The organism is Rhizobium laguerreae (assembly GCF_019778565.1).
Lineage (GTDB): Bacteria > Pseudomonadota > Alphaproteobacteria > Rhizobiales > Rhizobiaceae > Rhizobium > Rhizobium laguerreae.
On the sequence record NZ_JAAXQT010000011.1, the window covers coordinates 177992 to 195338 of the forward strand.

The following is a 17347-nucleotide window of genomic DNA, read 5'->3' on the forward strand; positions in this document are numbered from 1 at the left end:
GACCGCCTCGCCCACCTTCCTTTCAGACAGATAGGCAGATCATGACAAATGTCGAACAGATGCAGGAACAGCGACTTGAAGCGCTCCGACTGACGAAGTCGGGAACACCGAAGCTGCCATCCAATCCGTTTTTCGGCGTCGGTCCGATCACGGATGCGACCACCGACGAGGTGGATAGCCGCCTGCGGCGCATCGCTTTCGATAGATGGATCGAGAAGACCTATCGCAAGTTCGACGACAGGGGTAACGACATCGGCGGTTTCACCACCGCCGAAATTTCCCGCAGCATGCATCGCGGCTACCCTGCGGACAAAATTCTGACCGACATGATGCGGGCGATCCACCGCTATTTCCACTTCCCGAAGACGAACCGGATGGCTGTGGGACTCGGCGGCGGTCACAGCGGCTATACCGTCTGCGTCCAGCACCTGATGAACGCCAACGACGCCTCCCAGCGCGTCTACGTCGATACGCCGCGCCCGGAAAGTGATCCGGCCCGCGCGGCAGGCTTCTTCCGTCAATCCTGGGCCACGCAGCTGATCGAGATGCAGCGCTTCGCCGAAAAAGGCTGCGAGAGCCGCATTCATTTTGCCGCCTCCGAAGGTGTGATCCCGACGGCCGCCGAGCTGTCCGCTCTTGGCATGTCGATCTTCGTCGGCGTCGGCCACGAGACGACCGGCGCCAATGCCTATACCAGCCGCGAGATCCACGAGCTGCTGAACTGGATCGATGGCGATCCGGCAAACCGCCATGCAGTGTTCGACGCGACGTCGATGCTGGGCGCCATGCCTTGGCAGCCCGAGTTGGTCGATGCCGTGATGGCGAAATGCTGCTTGTTCATGCCGTTCCAGAAGGCGATCGGCGGGGTGTCGGGATATTTCGTCGCCTCCTTCACGCCGCATGCCCTGGCGCTCGTCGAGAAGAACCAACAGGATCCGTCCTGGGCGATCCCGCGCCAGCTCAAGATCGCGCCGCCGATCGATGCCCGGCAGCCGCTTTCCGCCAAGCGATCCGTGGATGCCGGACCGTTTTACGATGCCGCGGAAGACCGCATGCTCGGTGGCGTCATCAACACCTACAGCGCGCTTGCCTTTGCCGAAACCACCTTCGGTCTCCTGCAGTCCGAGGCGCGGGTCGGCTCGGTGGTCGAGCTCAACAAGCGGTCTGCGGCCAATCGGGCGGTGATCGACGACTGGGTCGCGGCGCATCCGCTGTTTTCGCTGACCGTCACCGATGCCGAGCGGCGCGGCGCGGCGGTGACGCTGCTTAAGGTGCAGGACGCCGGCATCACCGATCCTGCGATCCATGCCCGCATTATCGCGCGTTCGAAGCAGTTGCTCGGCTATGAGGGCTTTACCCATTCGAATGGCGCGTTCGAGCCCGGCCTCGACGCGGCGCGCTACGTCAACGCATTCCCGGGAACGCCCGGCGACTACCGCGCCTGGGTCGGCGGCATCCGCGAGCCGGCCGATGTCGTCGCGCTGCTGGAGAACCTGCAGTATGCCTATCTGCGCGCCAAGATCGTCGTGATCGAGGAGGAACTGGCAAAGCAGGGCGTCACGTTCGCGGCGCCTGCGAAGGCCGGCGCGATGGTCCGCAAGGACGATCCCGAACACGCCTATACGGTGCTGATCGCCGATCTGGTCGGCCTGCGCCTCGGCGCCGATGGGGAGCCCGACGACAGCGAAATCAGGACCTATGTCGAGGAAAAGGGCGGCGTCTTCCATGCCGGTCCGATCGGCGACAGGGCGGCGCTGGAAAAGGGCCGCATCCATTTCTTCTATCAGCCAAATCTCAGCACCGAGGCCGAAATCCTGCCACAGACGGACAAGGGCCAGTATGACGCGCTGATCGCGGCGGCGACCTTCATCCCGAAGGCTTCCGTCTTCCCGTTCGGCGGCGTGCGCATCGGCGCGGGGACCGGCAATATGGGCTCGGCCTCCTGGGGCGGCGGCAACGGCGAGGGCGGCGAGGCGCCTTTGATGAACACGCCGGGTATCAACAGCCGGGCGACCGCCCAGATGGCGGTGAAGGCGATCCTCAAGGTTGTTCCCGACCTGCCCGTCGATAGGCTGCACCAGATGGTCGCCAACGGCGACTTTGATACCGGGCGCCAGCTCAAGGATTTCCCGACCGCCAAGCTGGAAGGCCGGAAAATCGCCATTCTCGGCTACGGCAATATCGGCCGCGAGGTCGCCAAGCTCGCCAGGGCTTTCGGCATGAAGGTGATGATCTACGCGCGCCGGCATCACCAAGGCTGGATCGAGTCGGAAGGCTTCGATTACGCCGCAAGTCCGATTGAAGCGGCGACCGGCGCCGACGTGCTTTCCGTCCATATCGGTCTCGGCCGGCTGGATACGGCGACCGGCGTCTATTCCAACGCAGGTGTCGTCGACACGCAAGTTCTCGACGCGATGAACGACGGCGCAGTGCTGGTCAATTACGACCGGGGCGAGGTCGTCGATGCGGCGGCGCTCGACCGGGCGCTGTCATCAGGAAAGATTGCCCATGCGGCAATCGACGCCGATCTCTTCAAGGATGCAGTAACCGGCAAGCTCAGCGGGCCGATGGTTCCCTATCTGCCACTCGAAGAGCGCCATAAGGGCAAGCTGGAACTGCTGCCGCACGCCGCCGCCGATACCGACCATCCTTCTCGGGTGACCGGCGCCAAGCAGGCGGTGGATCAGATCTTCGATGTCATTCGCTTCAAGTCGGTCACCAATCTGAAGGGTGATCTGCCGGAAGGGTACGTCTCGGCAGGCGGACGCACACCGGCCGGAATCGGCAGGGTGACGAAGCGGGTGGTCAGCGAGATAAGCAGCAATGCGGAACTGCTGGACGAATTGCGGCGGACCTCGGAAAAGGTCGCGGCGATCGTCGGCGCGCTCTCCGTCGTCTCCGACCCGAGCCACCGCGACCGGATCATCGATCGCTATACCGGTCTGCTGGCCGAAAATGCCGGCCGGCAGCGGGCGCTTATCGAGCAGCTTGGCCTCTACGGGCCGGCGGCGGAGTAAGCCGCGGTCATGCCCGATGTACGCCGTTCTTTTTCCGACCGCGCCGGCTCGCGCCACATTCGGAGCGGGGGCTGATCGGCGGAGCAAGCCGGACGCCAGTGTCGCGTTTCTAACTGGCCAGCGACGTCGCAGCCCTAATCAGCTTTGACAGAGTTTCAAACAAAACCAACGGTTTAGATAAACCAGGGCAGGTTCGACGGTTCGCCGCGTATTGCGCCTATCCCGGTCGGGCAAAGGGACGGCTTCGAGGAGCCTCGTGGTGCAGTCATGCTAAGGGTTGGCAAAATTTCCGTTCGGGTGCCGATTTCGACCACCTCGCCTTGGCATTGAACGGCAACCAGGGGATCGATGCGGTCCACGACCGCCATGTCATCTCCGCACGCTTCTCGACCGCAGATATCTCCTTCGCCGGCAGCAGCCTAGATCTGCTGCGAATTTGCGACAGTTTGCGACAAATTCCCCATGCCGCGGCACAGTTGTGCGACAGCGATGAGCTATTCCTGGCGAGTAACCGCCGCGTCCAGACATTGGTTTGAAAGTCCAGGAGGAGAGCATAAATGGCAGAGCAAAGTCCCGCAGACTCTCAAGGCGTTGGTGTGACGCGTCGAGCCGTCCTTGGCACCGGTGCCGGTGTTGCAGTCGCTACGATGCTTCCACTGCAATCCGCTGCCGCCCAGGAGATTTCCGTTTCGAATGAAACGGGCACAACTCTCTTCGTTTCGACGACGGTGAATGGACGGGCCGTCGCTCTCGATATTGACTCACGCGCATCGCTTCTTGACCTGCTGCGCGAGCGCCTTGGCTTCTCAGGAACAAAAAAAGGCTGCGATCACGGCCAGTGTGGTGCATGCACGGTGCACCTCGACGGCCGAACGGTAGTGTCCTGTCTGACGCTTGCGGCGAAAGTGGACGGACGTCAGGTGACGACCATCGAAGGGCTGGCCGACGGGGATACACTTCATCCGATGCAGACCGCCTTCATCGATCACGACGCATTGCAGTGCGGATACTGCACGCCGGGCCAGATCATGTCCGCCGTCGCATGCGTTCGACATGGTCACGCAACGGACAAAGCCTCGATCCGCCAATTTATGAGTGGAAACATCTGTCGTTGCGGCGCGTATGCCGGGATCGTCGCTGCCATCGAAGATGTGGCAGCCAATTCGAAGGAGGGCTGAAGATGCGAGCTATCGATTACACTCGGGCGGACAGCCTCGAAGCAGCCGTCGAAGCCTTTGCTGCGGTCGGCCTAGACGCGCGCTACATCGCCGGCGGCACAACGCTCTATGATCTGATGAAGCTCGGCGTGGAGCGGCCAGCGCATCTTATCGACGTTACCGGCATCATGGACCTCGACACGATCGACACTGACGGCGACGTATTGCGGTTTGGTGCTTTGGCGCTGATGAGCGACGTCGCGTATGCACCAGCGGTGCGAGACGAATATCCGGTCCTTTCCGAGAGCTTGCTGAAAGCAGCCTCGCAGCAACTGCGCAATATGGCCACAGTTGGCGGCAACCTGCTTCAGCGAACCCGCTGTCCCTATTTCCGCAACGGCGCGGGGTCACTGTCTACGGTAGGCATGTACCCCTGCAACAAACGTGTCCCCGGTTCCGGTTGCGCGGCAATCGGCGGATTGGACCGAGGCCATGCGATCCTTGGAGTGAGTGACGCTTGTATCGCGGTCTCACCGGGAGACTGGCCAGTGGCGTTGACGGCGATGGGCGCATCGGTCGAAATTCATGGACCCGCAGGAACGCGCACCGTCCCGATTTCGGACTTCTACAGGCTGCCCGGCGATACGCCGCATCTGGAATTCGATATAGCCCCAGCCGAACTGATCACGGCCATTACCGTCCCGAAAGCGCCAAGCCGTTCCTCGACCTATCACAAGATTCGCGACCGGGAGAGTTTTGCGTTCGCGGTGGCATCCGCCGCAGTCGTGGTTGAAATGGAAGGAGCCAATGTCCGAACGGCCCGCATTGCACTTGGCGGTGTCGCAACGATCCCATGGCGAGCGCAGAGTGCCGAAGAGACGTTGCGCGGCAAGCAATTAACGCCCGAGCTGGCACTTGAAGCCGGCCGGGCCGCATTCAGGGATGCGCGTCCGGGCCAGCACAACGCCTTCAAGTCCGATCTGGGAGCCCGGGTTGTTGCCGATGCCTTGATGATTGCCGCGGAAAGGAGAGCGTGATGCCGTCACAAACCTTCTCAGAAATCGCCCGCGTCGACGCCAGGGACAAGGTACAGGGCCGCACGACGTACGCAGCCGATATCAGGCTGCCCGGCATGCTGCATGCGATGCTGGTCCCTGCCACCATCGCGAAAGGCAAAGTCACAAACGTTGACGTCACCGCGGCGACCAAAATCCCCGGTGTCGTTCATGTCCTGTCCATCGGCGATTTTCCCTCGCTTCGTCCACAAATATCATTTCGCGGGCAGCCAATTGCATTGGTTGTCGCGGAGACGATCGAGGCCGCGATAGAGGGTGCTGAAGCCATATCTGCTGACTACGAAGCGGCACCATTCGTGCCCTTGATGACCAGTCCCGGCGCACAACGCGTTCCGGCAGAAGGCTTTAATACAGGCGACGTCGACAAAGCGTTTGAAAATGCAGGCGTTATTGTCGAGGGCACTTTCGAGACACCAACCCAGCACCATAACGCCATGGAATTGTTCGGGACCGTCGCGGAATGGTCTAACGGGCGACTGACGGTCCATGAGGGCTGCCAGAATATTGAAGCAGCCAAGGGCGCACTCGTTAAGGCCTTGGGCCTTGCTCCGGACCAAGTTGCGGTCAAATCCGAACATGTCGGAGGTGGGTTCGGGCAGAAATCTCCTCCCAAGCTTCAATCCGCGTTGGTTGCCCAGGCTGCCAGGCTTGCAGGGAGGCCAGTTAAGCTGGTCACACCGCGTGGGCAGTTGTTCCATATCGCCAACTACCGGCCGCGCAGTGTTCACAATATCCGTCTTGCCGCCGATGCGCAGGGGCGCCTGGACGCCGTCCTCTATGATGTGGTGCAAGAAAATATCCCTGACGGCGGATTCCGCTCAAGCGGTTATCATGAGGATATCGCGCGTCTTTATGCCATCGAAAATTTTCGGGCGACGGCAGGCGATATCCATATCGACCGCCAGATGCCGCGACATACCCGCGGGACGCATCCGTTCCCTGCCGGGTTTGCGCTGGAAAGCCTGATCGACGAGATGGCTTACAAGCTCGGCAAAGATCCGGTTCAACTTCGTCTCGAGCATGAAGCAAAGAACGACATCATCTCTAGGCAGCCTCTGTCGCCGCATTTCCTGAATGACTGCCTGCGGGAAGGTGCGAGGCGCTTTGGCTGGAGCCGGCGAACACCTGAACCGGGATCGATGCGACTGGACGACGGCACGATGGTCGGATACGGCGTCGCATGCGGGATTTTCGGGGCGTCGGGCTCAGCTGCCGAGACGACACTGCGGGTACGTGCGGACGGCACGACGCGGGTGATATCGTCCGGGCACGAAATGGGCCAGGGTATCCGGACTGCGGTCGCAAACACGATCATCCAGGGACTCGACATCAACCCCGATCGTCTAGAGATTTTGCTTGGGGATACGACAGTCGGTCCGCAGATGATGACCGTTGGCGAGCGCGGCACGGCCAGCATCATCCCTGTCACGGCGAAGGCTGTCAGGGCGTTGCGCGCCCGCTTCGATGAGCTTGCAGGTCCGAACCCGCCGGCGGGCAATTTGCATGAGCAACTGGCGCGCCTGAAACGTCCCCAGATTGAAGTGGTGGTTTCGGAGCTCGCGCCCGGGCAGGACGCCTCCGCTCTTGAAGCCTTTCGAACCGGGGGTCGTGCAGGTGCGGGCCCTGAATACCCGGGCTTTACATCAATGAGTTACATTGCCCAGTTCGTCGAAATTCATATTGAACCCAGAACGGGCCGCATCCGCATGCCGCGGGTGGTCAGCATTGCCGATGTCGGTCGGGTCGTCAGTCCGGTGACCGCTCGCGGGCAGATGTATGGCGGCGTTGTCTGGGGGTTCAGCACGGCGCTTCGCGAGGAGACTGACGTCGATCCGCGTTTTGCCGGCTACCTCAATGCCGATCTCGCCGACTACCTCATGGCGGTTAATGCCGACATCGGTGACGTCGACGTCGGCTTCATCGACAAACCGGACACGATGGTCAATTCGGTCGGCGTCAAGGGCATGGGCGAACTCGTCATGCTTGGCACGGCTCCTGCCATCGCCAATGCGATTTATCACGCGACGGGCAAGCGCGTCAGAAAGCTGCCGATCCGCGTCGAAGATGTCCTTTGAAGAAAGTCGGCCGCCAAGCGCTGCGTCATGCGGGTCCAAATGACTATTTGTATTGGTCGACGGATCGCCTCTGTCGTTGTGGCGCTCCCATGTAGAAACTTGTCCCATGGCGGCATCCGCCGGCCGGATCCGTCTAATGATCGAAGCAGGCACCCGCATGCTCCGGGGCATTGGTCATGATCTGCGCACGGCGCTGACGCGGCTGAAACTGCGCGTGGAGCGGACGGGAAAGCGGTCAGAAGGACGCCTGCTCTCCGATATCGATCGGATTGAGAGCCTGCTCGTCGAGAACCTGAATTATCCTCGAAACGACTATGCGACAGAGACAGTTGAGCTTATCGACGTCGCAGGCATCTTGCAAACAGCCTGCAGCGAATTCGCCGTATCGGTCACGCGTCCGATACACCGAGCCAAACAGGCTTCTTGCCAGATGCCGGCCACTTTCCATTGCACCCGCGGTCACCAATTTTACGACAACGCCGTTGAGTTCGCAGTCGTGGTCCCCATAATCCGGCAAGCGAAGGGGGCGTTCGATCCCGAGGCGGCCATTTGAGATCCTTTTAGGACATGTGAGAAAATGGGTTTGGCCGAACCGCTGTGAAACTTTGATACACTTTTTTCGATGCGAACCGCGCTCTCTTCTGTAAAAATAGCTCAAGAGGTTATGCAGATGCAGAATTCATCGCATGTCGTGGTTGTCGACGATCACAGCGATATCCGGGATCTGGTTCGACAGTATCTCGAACAGCAAGGCTACAAGGTGAGCGTGGCAGAAAGCGGCGCGGCCCTTCGACGCCTGCTCGAGCGCGAGCGCCACGTGGTGGATCTGATCATCCTCGATGTCATGATGCCGGGCGAGGACGGATTGAGCGTGTGCCGTCAGGTGCGTGCCGCGACAGACATCCCGATCATTTTTCTGACCGCATTGGTCGAAGATACCGATCGTATCATCGGACTGGAACTTGGCGCTGACGACTACGTCGTGAAACCATTCAATCCCCGCGAGCTCCTGGCTCGCATCAGAGCGGTGCTTCGGCGCGCGAGCAATCCGCTGACACAGCAGCGCATGACACAGCAGCAAAGGGCCGTCCGCATCGGCCAGTGGCGCGTCAACATGGGACGTCAGGAAATTTCCGGTAGCGACGGCGTTGGAATACCCTTGAGCACTGCCGAATTCCGTCTGCTGAAAGTCTTCATCGAAAGGCCGGGCCTGATCCTGAGCCGCGAACAGCTGCTTGATCTGACCGTCGGCAGGACGGCCGATATCTTCGATCGCAGCATCGACAATCAGGTGAGCCGGCTTCGCAAGAAAATCGAAGAGAACCCTAAAAATCCGTCGATCATCAAGACGCATTGGGGCGGCGGCTACAGCTTGGCTGCCGAGGTGGCGTTCGAATGAACCACCTCTGGAACAGAAGCCTGGCGACGCAACTTATCGCGTTTACGCTTGCGGCTTTGATCATTTCCCAGGCGCTGACATTTCTAATCTCCTGGAAGGAGCATTCCAAAGCTCTCGACGCTGCAGCCAAGAGCGAATTCCTCAGTCGAGCGCGCACGCTGACCCGACTGGTGGAAACCGTACCGCCCGAATATCAAAAGCAGGCTCTGCTTGCGAGCGAGACGAGGGACTCGCGTTTTTGGGTGAGCGATCGTGAAGCGGAAGACCCCGCCGCCTGGCGCCTAACGGCTGCCGCCGAATTTTCCCGGCCTCTGGAGAATTTCGTGGACCTCGTCAGGATCTTTCAAGATGGCTCAGCCAGGACGCAGATCCCTGATGCGAAGAGGGTCGCAGCGTCGAACGGCGGTGAGGGATGGCGCGTTCCAATGCAGAGCCTCTGGGCGCTCCCGCAGCCGATCAAATATGTCTATTTCGACGGCTCGCGGGGCTATGGCCTTGTCATCAAGGTCGATGACAGGACCTGGCTGAACGCAGCCTTCTATATGCGACAGACTGGAGGCTGGTGGACCTCCACGTCGCTCGCCTCGCTCAGCCTGACGGCACTCATCCTGGCTCTGCTCGGCGTGTTCTTCGCCAGCCGCATATCAAGACCGTTGCGACATCTTGCGACCTCGGCCGAAGCCTTGGGGCGGGGAGAAAACCTGCCGCCGCTTTCGGAAGAAGGACCGGAAGAGGTCCGGCGCACCGCCGAAGCCTTCAACAAGATGCAAGGCCGGCTGCACCGTTTCCTTGAAGACAGAACGAAGATGCTGGCCGCGATCGGTCACGATCTGCGAACGCCCCTGACGACCTTGAGACTGAGGACGGAGTTCGTGCAGGATCAGGAGATCCAGCGAAAAATGCTGTCGACGATCGATGAACTTCAGGGCATGACCGAGGCCGCCATTTCTTTTGCGCGTGGGGAATCGACGGAAGAGGAAACGCGCGACATCGATCTGGAAGCGCTGGTTGGAAGCATCTGCGACGACCAGTCCGATCTTGGCAAGCCTGTCAGTTTCGTCGAAGGCGTGAAATTGTCCTATCGCTGCCGGCCTGATGGTCTCAGACGCGCTGTGCGAAATCTCGTCGAAAACGCCGTGCGATATGGCGGAGAGGCGCGGGTCTTCATCCGGCACACGGCTGCGACCATCGACATCGTCGTCGAGGACCGCGGTCCAGGCATTCCCGACCTTATGAAGGAAAAGGTGTTCACGCCGTTTTTCCGGCTCGAGGCTTCGCGCAATCGCGACACCGGCGGGATTGGACTTGGCCTATCGATCGCGCGTGCTGCAGCCAGGCAACATGGCGGTGACATTTCCTTCACAACAGGAGATGGCGGCATGCAAGCCGTTCTTTCTCTGCCACGCGATGGCCGTGTGGAAACGCCTGCTGTCCCCAAGGGGCGCGACTGGAAATCCCTGCGCGGGTCGATTGGGCTCCGTGCGCCGAACCTTGCCGAGAAGCCGACAAAGCCGCGGACGCAACATTGATCTCGGCGCCGTTGCACCTCCATCGTCACCCTCGGCAGGCGGCAGCCACCATCCACATTCATGCGTGTCGATCGAAAGTGCACCTTGGACAGCTATTCTGGTAGCGGTGCCGCAGCCTCGCCGCTCATGCTGCGACACTTGATTACATTTTGACTCGTCTGCGGCAAAGCTCTGCGACAAGGCCGAACTAACCTTCCCCTCATCAAGCACAAGGCGCGAACAAGACGGGCGTCTTTCAATCGTCGCCTCGACGATCGTCGGTTGGCCGCCCTGCGCTTCCAGCCCCCGATGGAGACCACGGGCCGATCAACCGACGCGCGATCAACATGGAAAGGAATGGTCATGGCAGATCAGAACAACAGCTACAGAGTCGAACAACACAGCATTTCGGCGATCGCCAGAGGAGTGTTGGCCGACATCATTCTGTTTGCCTCCCTCATCTCACTGACGGCCGTCATCAGCCTGGCGGGCAATTGATGGTGGTTGATACACTTGGTTACAGTTTTGGTCGCGTTCGGCACACCCGTGCGACAGAGCCGGCTTAATTTCCCGCCGATCGCGATCCTGGTGGGGCGCATGGGCGCCCGCCTCGCGTGAAGACCGTTCACAGCCGCGCAAAGGTGTTCGATGATGCGAGCCAAATGCTTTTCGACCGTCTATGTTGCCATGATTTTTTGCCTCCCGGCCCTGCTTTCAAGTTGCAACGCTGACGTGGCAGCACAGGAGCGGCCAGCTCGTTCGAAACCTGAAGTCAGCGCGCAGACCTTGCATCGCCAGGCAGTGACACTGACGACAGAATTGGCGGGCCGTACCGGTGCACAGATGGTTTCGGAGGTCCGCCCTCGCGTGTCCGGCATCATTCTCAGGCAAAGTTTCGATGAGGGCGGCTTGGTAAAAGCCGGAGACGTCCTTTACGAACTTGACCCCATGCCGTTCGAGGCCTCCTACCGCAATGCCGAGGCTGCTGTGCAGCGGGCCGAAAGTGCCCTTCCGAGCGCCCGAGCGCGCTCGCAGCGCTATGAGAGCCTCAGTGCGAGCAGTGTCGTCAGCCGCCAGGATTTCGATGAGGCACGAACACAGATGCTGCAGGCCGAGGCGGACGTCGCCGCTGCCAGGGCAGCTCTTGAAACCGCCCGCATCGAACTGGAATATGCCAAGGTCCGCGCCCCGATCAGCGGGCGTGTGGACGCTTCAAATGTGACCGAGGGTGCGCTGGTTACCGAAGACCAGGCGTCGCCAATGACGACGATCCGCCAGACGGACATCATCAATGTCGACCTTGTGCGCTCGAGCGCCAGCCTTCTCGCGCTCAACAAGGCACTCGCGTCGCAGGATATCAAGCCACAGGAAGGCTCGGTGACCGTCGAACTCCGGCTCGAAGACGGCAGCAAATACGGCCATCCCGGAAAGTTGCAGTTCCGCAACGGCGCCGTATCGCAAACGACCGGCATGGTTCTGATGCGCGCCGTCTTCCCCAATCCGGAAGGCGCGCTCCTGCCCGGGATGTATGTGCGGGCACTCGTTGAAGACGGCTATGTCGAAGATAGCGTGCTCATTCCGCAGCGCGCGGTCTCACGCAATAGCCGCGGAGAGGCCACGGCGCGTTTCATCAGCGCCGACGGGAAGATCGAGGAACGTGTTCTGGCCGTCGAGCGCGGCATCGGCAACAATTGGTTGGTGACCGCTGGCGTCGGGGAGGGTGATCGTGTCGTCGTCGAGGGCCTCCAGAGGGCGGCGATCGGCGAAGAGGTCCAAGTCACCGCAGTGACCGTCGATAACGAGACGGGGGAGTTCGTTGCCGTCGCCGAGGCGGGTCGGCCATCTGCAGGAAAACCCGCAGAGGTTTCCGTGCGGTTGCCTGACGCCGTAACGCGGTGAGGCGGCGCCATGTCGCGTTTCTTCATCAGCCGCCCGATCTTCGCATGGGTGCTTGCAATCGCCGTCATGATGACAGGCGCGATCGCAATCACGACCTTGTCCATATCGCAGTATCCGCAGATTGCTCCCACATCGGTTCGCATCACCGCCAATTATCCGGGCGCCGACGCGAAGACCGTCGAGGACTCGGTGACCAAGGTGATCGAGCAGGGCATGACGGGCATCGAAAATCTGGACTATGTGTCCTCGAACTCATCCTCCACCGGCGAGGCGTCGATCACATTGACCTTTACCAGCGCCGCCGACCCCGATGTCGCACAGATGCAGGTCCAGAACAATCTCCAGCTCGTCCAGGCACGTTTGCCGAGCGCGGTCCAGGACACGGGGCTGACGGTATCGAAGTCGACGTCCAGTTTCTTCCTGATCGCCTCCTTCCTGTCTGAGGACGACAGTCTGTCCGGAACGGATATCGCCGACTTTGTCGACAGCTCCCTTATGGACTCGTTGCGGCGCGTGCCAGGCATTGGCGAGGTGCAACTGCTTGGCTCCTCCCGCTATGCCATGCGCATCTGGCTTGACCCCGACCGGCTCGCCCAGCATGGGCTTATGGTCACTGATGTGACGCAAGCGATCAGAGCGCAAAACACGCAGGTGGCCGCCGGTCAATTCGGGGCTCTGCCGCAGCGGCGGGGCCAACAGCTCAATGCCACCGTGACTGCGGGAAGCCGTCTCCAGAGCAAGGAGCAGTTCGAGGCAATCATCCTCGCGCGCGCTTCCGATGGCTCGGTCGTGACATTGAATGACGTTGCTGAGGTCGAACTTGGCTCCGAGAGTTATACCACGAGCGGAACCTATAGCGGTCATCCCTCCGCAGGCGTCGGCTTCCGCCTGGCGGCCGGCGCAAATGCGCTTGAAGCTGCTGAGGCGGTGCGCGCCGAGATCGAAAGCTACAGAGGTAGCTTCCCTCCAGGCGTAGAGGTCAAATATCCCCTCGACACGTCTCCTTTCGTGCGCCTGTCGATCGAGAGCGTCGTGGTGACATTGATCGAGGCTGTCATCCTCGTCTTCATCGTCATGTTCGTTTTCCTGCAGAACCTGCGCGCGACGATCATCCCGACGCTTGCGGTACCTGTGGTGCTGTTGGGGACCTTTGCTGTCATGGCTGTGTTCGGATACTCGATCAACACACTCACCATGTTCGGCATCGTTCTTGCGATCGGCCTTCTCGTTGATGACGCGATCGTCGTCGTCGAGAATGTCGAGCGGGTCATGGAAGAAGAGGGGCTCGGACCGCGCGAGGCGACCTTGAAGTCCATGGGTGAAATCAGCGGCGCCCTGATCGGTATCACGACCGTGCTGTCGGCGGTTTTCATCCCCATGGCCTTCTTCTCTGGTTCTGTTGGAATCATCTACCGGCAGTTCTCGATCACTATCGTCTCGGCAATGGTGCTTTCCGTGCTGGTGGCCCTGGTTTTCACGCCGGCGCTTTGCGCCACGATCCTCAGGCCGCCCGGATCCGGATCCGAAAAGGCCGCGCCGTTTCGCTGGTTCAATGCCGGCTTCCAGAGGTTCACCGCACTTTACCGGCGCGCCACGCTTTCGATCGTCCGCCGGATCGGCGTGGCGCTCGTCCTGTTTGCGGCGCTATCGGGCGCGACCGTCCTGCTTTTCGCGAGGTTGCCGACCGCTTTTCTGCCAGAGGAGGACCAAGGCAGACTGATGACCTCTATCCAGCTTCCGCCGGGAGCGACGGCTGACCGGACGCGGCGGGTGCTGGACCAGGTGCTCGAATACTACCTGACCAGCGAGGCAAGCTACGTCGACGGCGTATTCGGCGCTACCGGCTTCAGCTTCGGTGGCCAAGGTCAAAATGTTGCGACAGTGTTCGTCGCTTTGAAGGATTTCGATCAGCGCTCGGAACCCGAAGCCTCTGCGCAGGCGATTGCCGGACGTGCGATGGCAGCCTTCGGCGCAATTCGCGATGCGCGTGTCATTGCCTTGTCGCCACCCGCCCTGCCGGGCTTCGGAAACAATAGCGGCTTCGATTTCTTCCTGCGTGACACCGGTGGCGCCGGGCATGAGGCGCTGATGGCGGCTCGTAACCAATTTCTGAGGACAGCTGCGGCGAATGAGAGGTTGTCGGGCACCAGGCCGAATGGCCAGGAGGATACACCGCAATATTCCGTTTCGATCGATCGTGGGCGGGCGAGCGCGCTCGGCATTACGCTTTCCGATATCGATGCGACGCTGTCGACGGCTTGGGGAGGCAGCTATGTGAACGACTTCGTCGACCGCGGGCGGGTCAAACGTGTCTATGTCCAGTCTGATGCGTCTTTTCGCATGCAGCCTGCCGATTTCGACCGCTGGCATGTCCGCAACGATCGCGGGGAGATGGTGCCGATTTCGGTCTTCTCGACAGGACGGTGGGATTACGGCTCGCCGCGGCTTGAGCGATACAATGGCGTGTCAGCGGTACAGCTTCAGGGCGCGGCGGCCGTAGGAATAAGCTCAGGTCAGGCGATGGCGGAGATCGACCGCATGGTGGGAGAGCTGCCTGCGGGATTTTCGCACCAATGGACGAGCCTTTCGGCTCAGGAACGGCTTTCCGGCAATCAGGCCGCATACCTCTATGCCATTTCCGTCGTGGTCGTCTTCCTGGCGCTTGCGGCGCTCTACGAGAGCTGGACGGTGCCAGTCTCCGTCATGCTTGCCATTCCTGTCGGAGTCTTCGGGGCACTGGTCGCGGCAAGTACTTTCGGACAGGCCAATGACGTCTATTTCAAGGTCGGGCTTTTGACGACGATCGGTCTTGCGGCGAAGAACGCCATCCTGATCGTGGAATTTGCCATTACCGAGGAAGCCGGCGGGAAGGGATTGGTGGAGGCGACGCTTGAGGCCGCGCGCCAGCGGTTGCGGCCGATCCTGATGACATCCTTCGCTTTCATCCTTGGCGTCCTCCCGCTCGCCATCGCCGACGGCGCGGGGTCCGGTTCCCAAAACTCGATCGGTATAGGTGTCATGGGCGGCATGATATCGGCGACGGTCCTCGGCATATTGTTCATCCCCATGCTCTTCATCGTGACCCGGCGATTGTTTAGCCGCGGACCGCATCCCAAGCCTTACGCGGATGCGGGAGTAAGCGCTCCCGCCGAATAGGAGAGCATATCGACCGTCGGCGAGCGGCGCCCGCGAAGCCGCACTCTTCGACTTTCTTGAATACGCTTCGCCAAATGAGGATCACGAACATGCAGATGGCATTTCTCCATGGCGCCGCGCCGCAATTGCTGAGCGTTTTGCGCATCATCGCCGCCACATCATTCTTCACGCATGGAATGATGAAATTGTTCGGTTGGCCGGCACCGTTCGAATACCCGCTGAATGCGCTGCTTCTGGCGGCCGGCTTTCTTGAAGTCATCGGTGGTGTGCTTCTGGCGATTGGTCTGTTTTCTCGCCAGGTCGCTTTCCTGCTCTCCGGCCAGATGGCCTTTGCTTATTTTATCGGACACGGTTCACAAGGCTTCTTTCCCGCCCTCAACGGAGGCGAGACCGCAATGTTGTTCTGCTTCCTCTTCCTCTACATCGCTGCCGCCGGCCCGGGACCATGGAGCCTCGACGAGGTGGCTTCGAAGGCGCCTCCCGTGCAGCAGGCAGGTCCGTCTAACTGACTTTTGCGGGCGAGGTGGCGCTTGATTTATGTCATCTTATGTCATCGACGGTCCGCTGAGGTTCTCCGCGGGCGAGCGCGCCCTCCGCGGATGTGTGACAGATTGATACAAAGCGCGCGATCACTGACAAATCCATCAGACAAGTTCGCGCTAGATTTCGGTCGGACCGGTTCCTTCATCCCCCACAATCAAGGACCGGGTTCCCCCGCATCGGCAGCCTGACCCCACGGTTGCCGATGCCCCCTTCAAGACGAAGAAAACCTGCCGTTGCTCCGGACCTCGAGAGGATCTGATATGAACGAGATGGTAGCCATCACTCCGCTTCCTGCGCCCGTCCAAGCGAGGATGTCGGACGATCCGTCAGAGATTTTGCGCTTTGCCATTGAGTGCTTCGACCGAGGAGAGGTCGCGATCGCAACACTCGTCGACATTCGAGGCGGCGCGGCTCGTTCTCTGGGTTCGCTGGTTGCGGTCGCTGTTGACGGCAGCTACTGCGGCTATGTCTCCGGCGGCTGCGTGGAGGCTGCGGTTGCTTTCGACGCACTCCTTGCGATTGCCGAGGGCCGGGATCGGACTATGATGTTCGGCCAAGGCTCTCCCTTCTTCGACATAGCCCTGCCGTGCGGCGGCGGCATCACCGTTGCAATCCATGTCCTGCGCGATATTTCTGCGATCCGGCTTGTTCTCGAACGCCTGGAACGGAGGCAGCCGGTTGGCCTTCGTTATGTGCCGTCCAATCAGTCTCTCGTGGCAGTGGATCCGCCTGTTCAATCTGGTTGGTTTGAAGACGAGTTTCTGTCGGTATTCCTTCCGCGAACCCGCATCCTGATCTCGGGTCGTTCGCTCGAGGCGCGGGCCACGGCGCGCTGTGCAACGATCCTGGGCTACGATGTGATCCGGATCGAGAACGGCAATCCCCACTATGTCGCGAAAATGATTGACGCCTTCACGGCCGTGGTGCTTTTGCATCATGATCTCGAGGCTGAAGCGCCGCTTCTCGGACTGGCGCTCAGCTCGCCGGCGTTCTACATCGGTGCCCTGGGCAGCATGAGAACGCACAGCAGGCGTGTCGAATTGCTGACGAGATCTGGTTTCGCCAGGACCGACATCGATCGCATCAAGGCACCGATCGGGCTGTTCGGCCCGGCGCGCGACGCGACCTCCCTTGCACTTTCGGTGCTCGCCGACATTGCCGCGATGAGGCAAGGCATCCGTGAGTCGTGAGGCCATTGATACCAAACTCGCCCCTGTACTCGCGGGCACACCTTCTTTGCCCTGTTCGACCGTCTGTCGGTATGGAAGCTCGCCGCGATAGAAATTGCCGATAGTCAGATCTGCTGTTCCATCTCCATCATGCTGTTGGCTGCAGGCACGGACGAGGGATGATCCGGTCACGATTGCAGCCGGCCGACACGAACGACACCATGCGGTTGGAGTAGCGGCCGTCATAGATTGTCCAGCGGCACCCTCGGACGCCAGGGCATTACGACGCGGCAGCCCGCGCTGAGCGGGTAGCTCGGTTCTCGCAATGTCCACGTTTCAGGCTGAACT

Annotated in this window: 13 protein-coding genes; all 13 read left to right on the top strand. The window is 60.8% G+C overall.

Annotated features, from left to right (window positions below; translation table 11 throughout):
• Positions 1 to 41 precede the first annotated feature (41 nt).
• The 13 genes from HFO71_RS29390 to HFO71_RS29445 all read left to right on the top strand — a co-directional run bounded on the left by HFO71_RS29390 (position 42) and on the right by HFO71_RS29445 (position 17020).
• A complete protein-coding gene (locus tag HFO71_RS29390) occupies positions 42 to 3017 on the top strand; it encodes an NAD(P)-dependent oxidoreductase (protein WP_221988780.1) in 2976 nt (991 codons plus the stop codon).
• A 320-nt stretch (positions 3018 to 3337) separates the two neighbouring features.
• Complete coding sequence (locus tag HFO71_RS29395; protein WP_131641869.1) at positions 3338 to 3553, top strand: hypothetical protein; 216 nt, start codon at positions 3338 to 3340, stop codon at positions 3551 to 3553.
• Between the two features lie 21 nt (positions 3554 to 3574).
• Positions 3575 to 4195, top strand: coding sequence for a (2Fe-2S)-binding protein (locus tag HFO71_RS29400; protein ID WP_131641870.1), 621 nt, complete (start codon positions 3575 to 3577; stop codon positions 4193 to 4195).
• Between the two features lie 2 nt (positions 4196 to 4197).
• Complete coding sequence (locus tag HFO71_RS29405; protein WP_131641871.1) at positions 4198 to 5211, top strand: FAD binding domain-containing protein; 1014 nt, start codon at positions 4198 to 4200, stop codon at positions 5209 to 5211.
• On the top strand, positions 5211 to 7325 hold the full coding sequence (locus tag HFO71_RS29410) for a xanthine dehydrogenase family protein molybdopterin-binding subunit (protein WP_131641872.1): 2115 nt from the start codon (positions 5211 to 5213) through the stop codon (positions 7323 to 7325). The genes HFO71_RS29405 and HFO71_RS29410 overlap by 1 nt, the downstream gene beginning before the upstream one ends.
• Before the next feature lie 136 nt (positions 7326 to 7461).
• The gene (locus tag HFO71_RS29415) at positions 7462 to 7878 is read left to right on the top strand and encodes a hypothetical protein (RefSeq protein ID WP_183594583.1); all 417 of its coding nucleotides are present in this window, start codon (positions 7462 to 7464) and stop codon (positions 7876 to 7878) included.
• A 117-nt stretch (positions 7879 to 7995) separates the two neighbouring features.
• A complete protein-coding gene (locus HFO71_RS29420; protein ID WP_026264680.1) occupies positions 7996 to 8724 on the top strand; it encodes a response regulator in 729 nt (242 codons plus the stop codon).
• Positions 8721 to 10253: an ATP-binding protein gene (locus HFO71_RS29425; protein ID WP_077979846.1), complete on the top strand. Its 1533-nt coding sequence runs from the start codon at positions 8721 to 8723 to the stop codon at positions 10251 to 10253. The genes HFO71_RS29420 and HFO71_RS29425 overlap by 4 nt, the downstream gene beginning before the upstream one ends.
• Positions 10254 to 10595: 342 nt before the next feature.
• On the top strand, positions 10596 to 10730 hold the full coding sequence (locus tag HFO71_RS36235; protein WP_260685545.1) for a hypothetical protein: 135 nt from the start codon (positions 10596 to 10598) through the stop codon (positions 10728 to 10730).
• Between the two features lie 189 nt (positions 10731 to 10919).
• Positions 10920 to 12131 (top strand): efflux RND transporter periplasmic adaptor subunit, encoded by a 1212-nt coding sequence (locus HFO71_RS29430; RefSeq protein WP_244735607.1) that lies wholly within the window; start codon positions 10920 to 10922, stop codon positions 12129 to 12131.
• 9 nt (positions 12132 to 12140) lie between these two features.
• On the top strand, positions 12141 to 15287 hold the full coding sequence (locus HFO71_RS29435; RefSeq protein WP_131641873.1) for an efflux RND transporter permease subunit: 3147 nt from the start codon (positions 12141 to 12143) through the stop codon (positions 15285 to 15287).
• Positions 15288 to 15376: 89 nt separating this feature from the next.
• Positions 15377 to 15796, top strand: coding sequence for a DoxX family protein (locus tag HFO71_RS29440; protein WP_131641874.1), 420 nt, complete (start codon positions 15377 to 15379; stop codon positions 15794 to 15796).
• Between the two features lie 294 nt (positions 15797 to 16090).
• Positions 16091 to 17020 (top strand): XdhC family protein, encoded by a 930-nt coding sequence (locus tag HFO71_RS29445; RefSeq protein WP_131641875.1) that lies wholly within the window; start codon positions 16091 to 16093, stop codon positions 17018 to 17020.
• Positions 17021 to 17347: the final 327 nt, after the last annotated feature.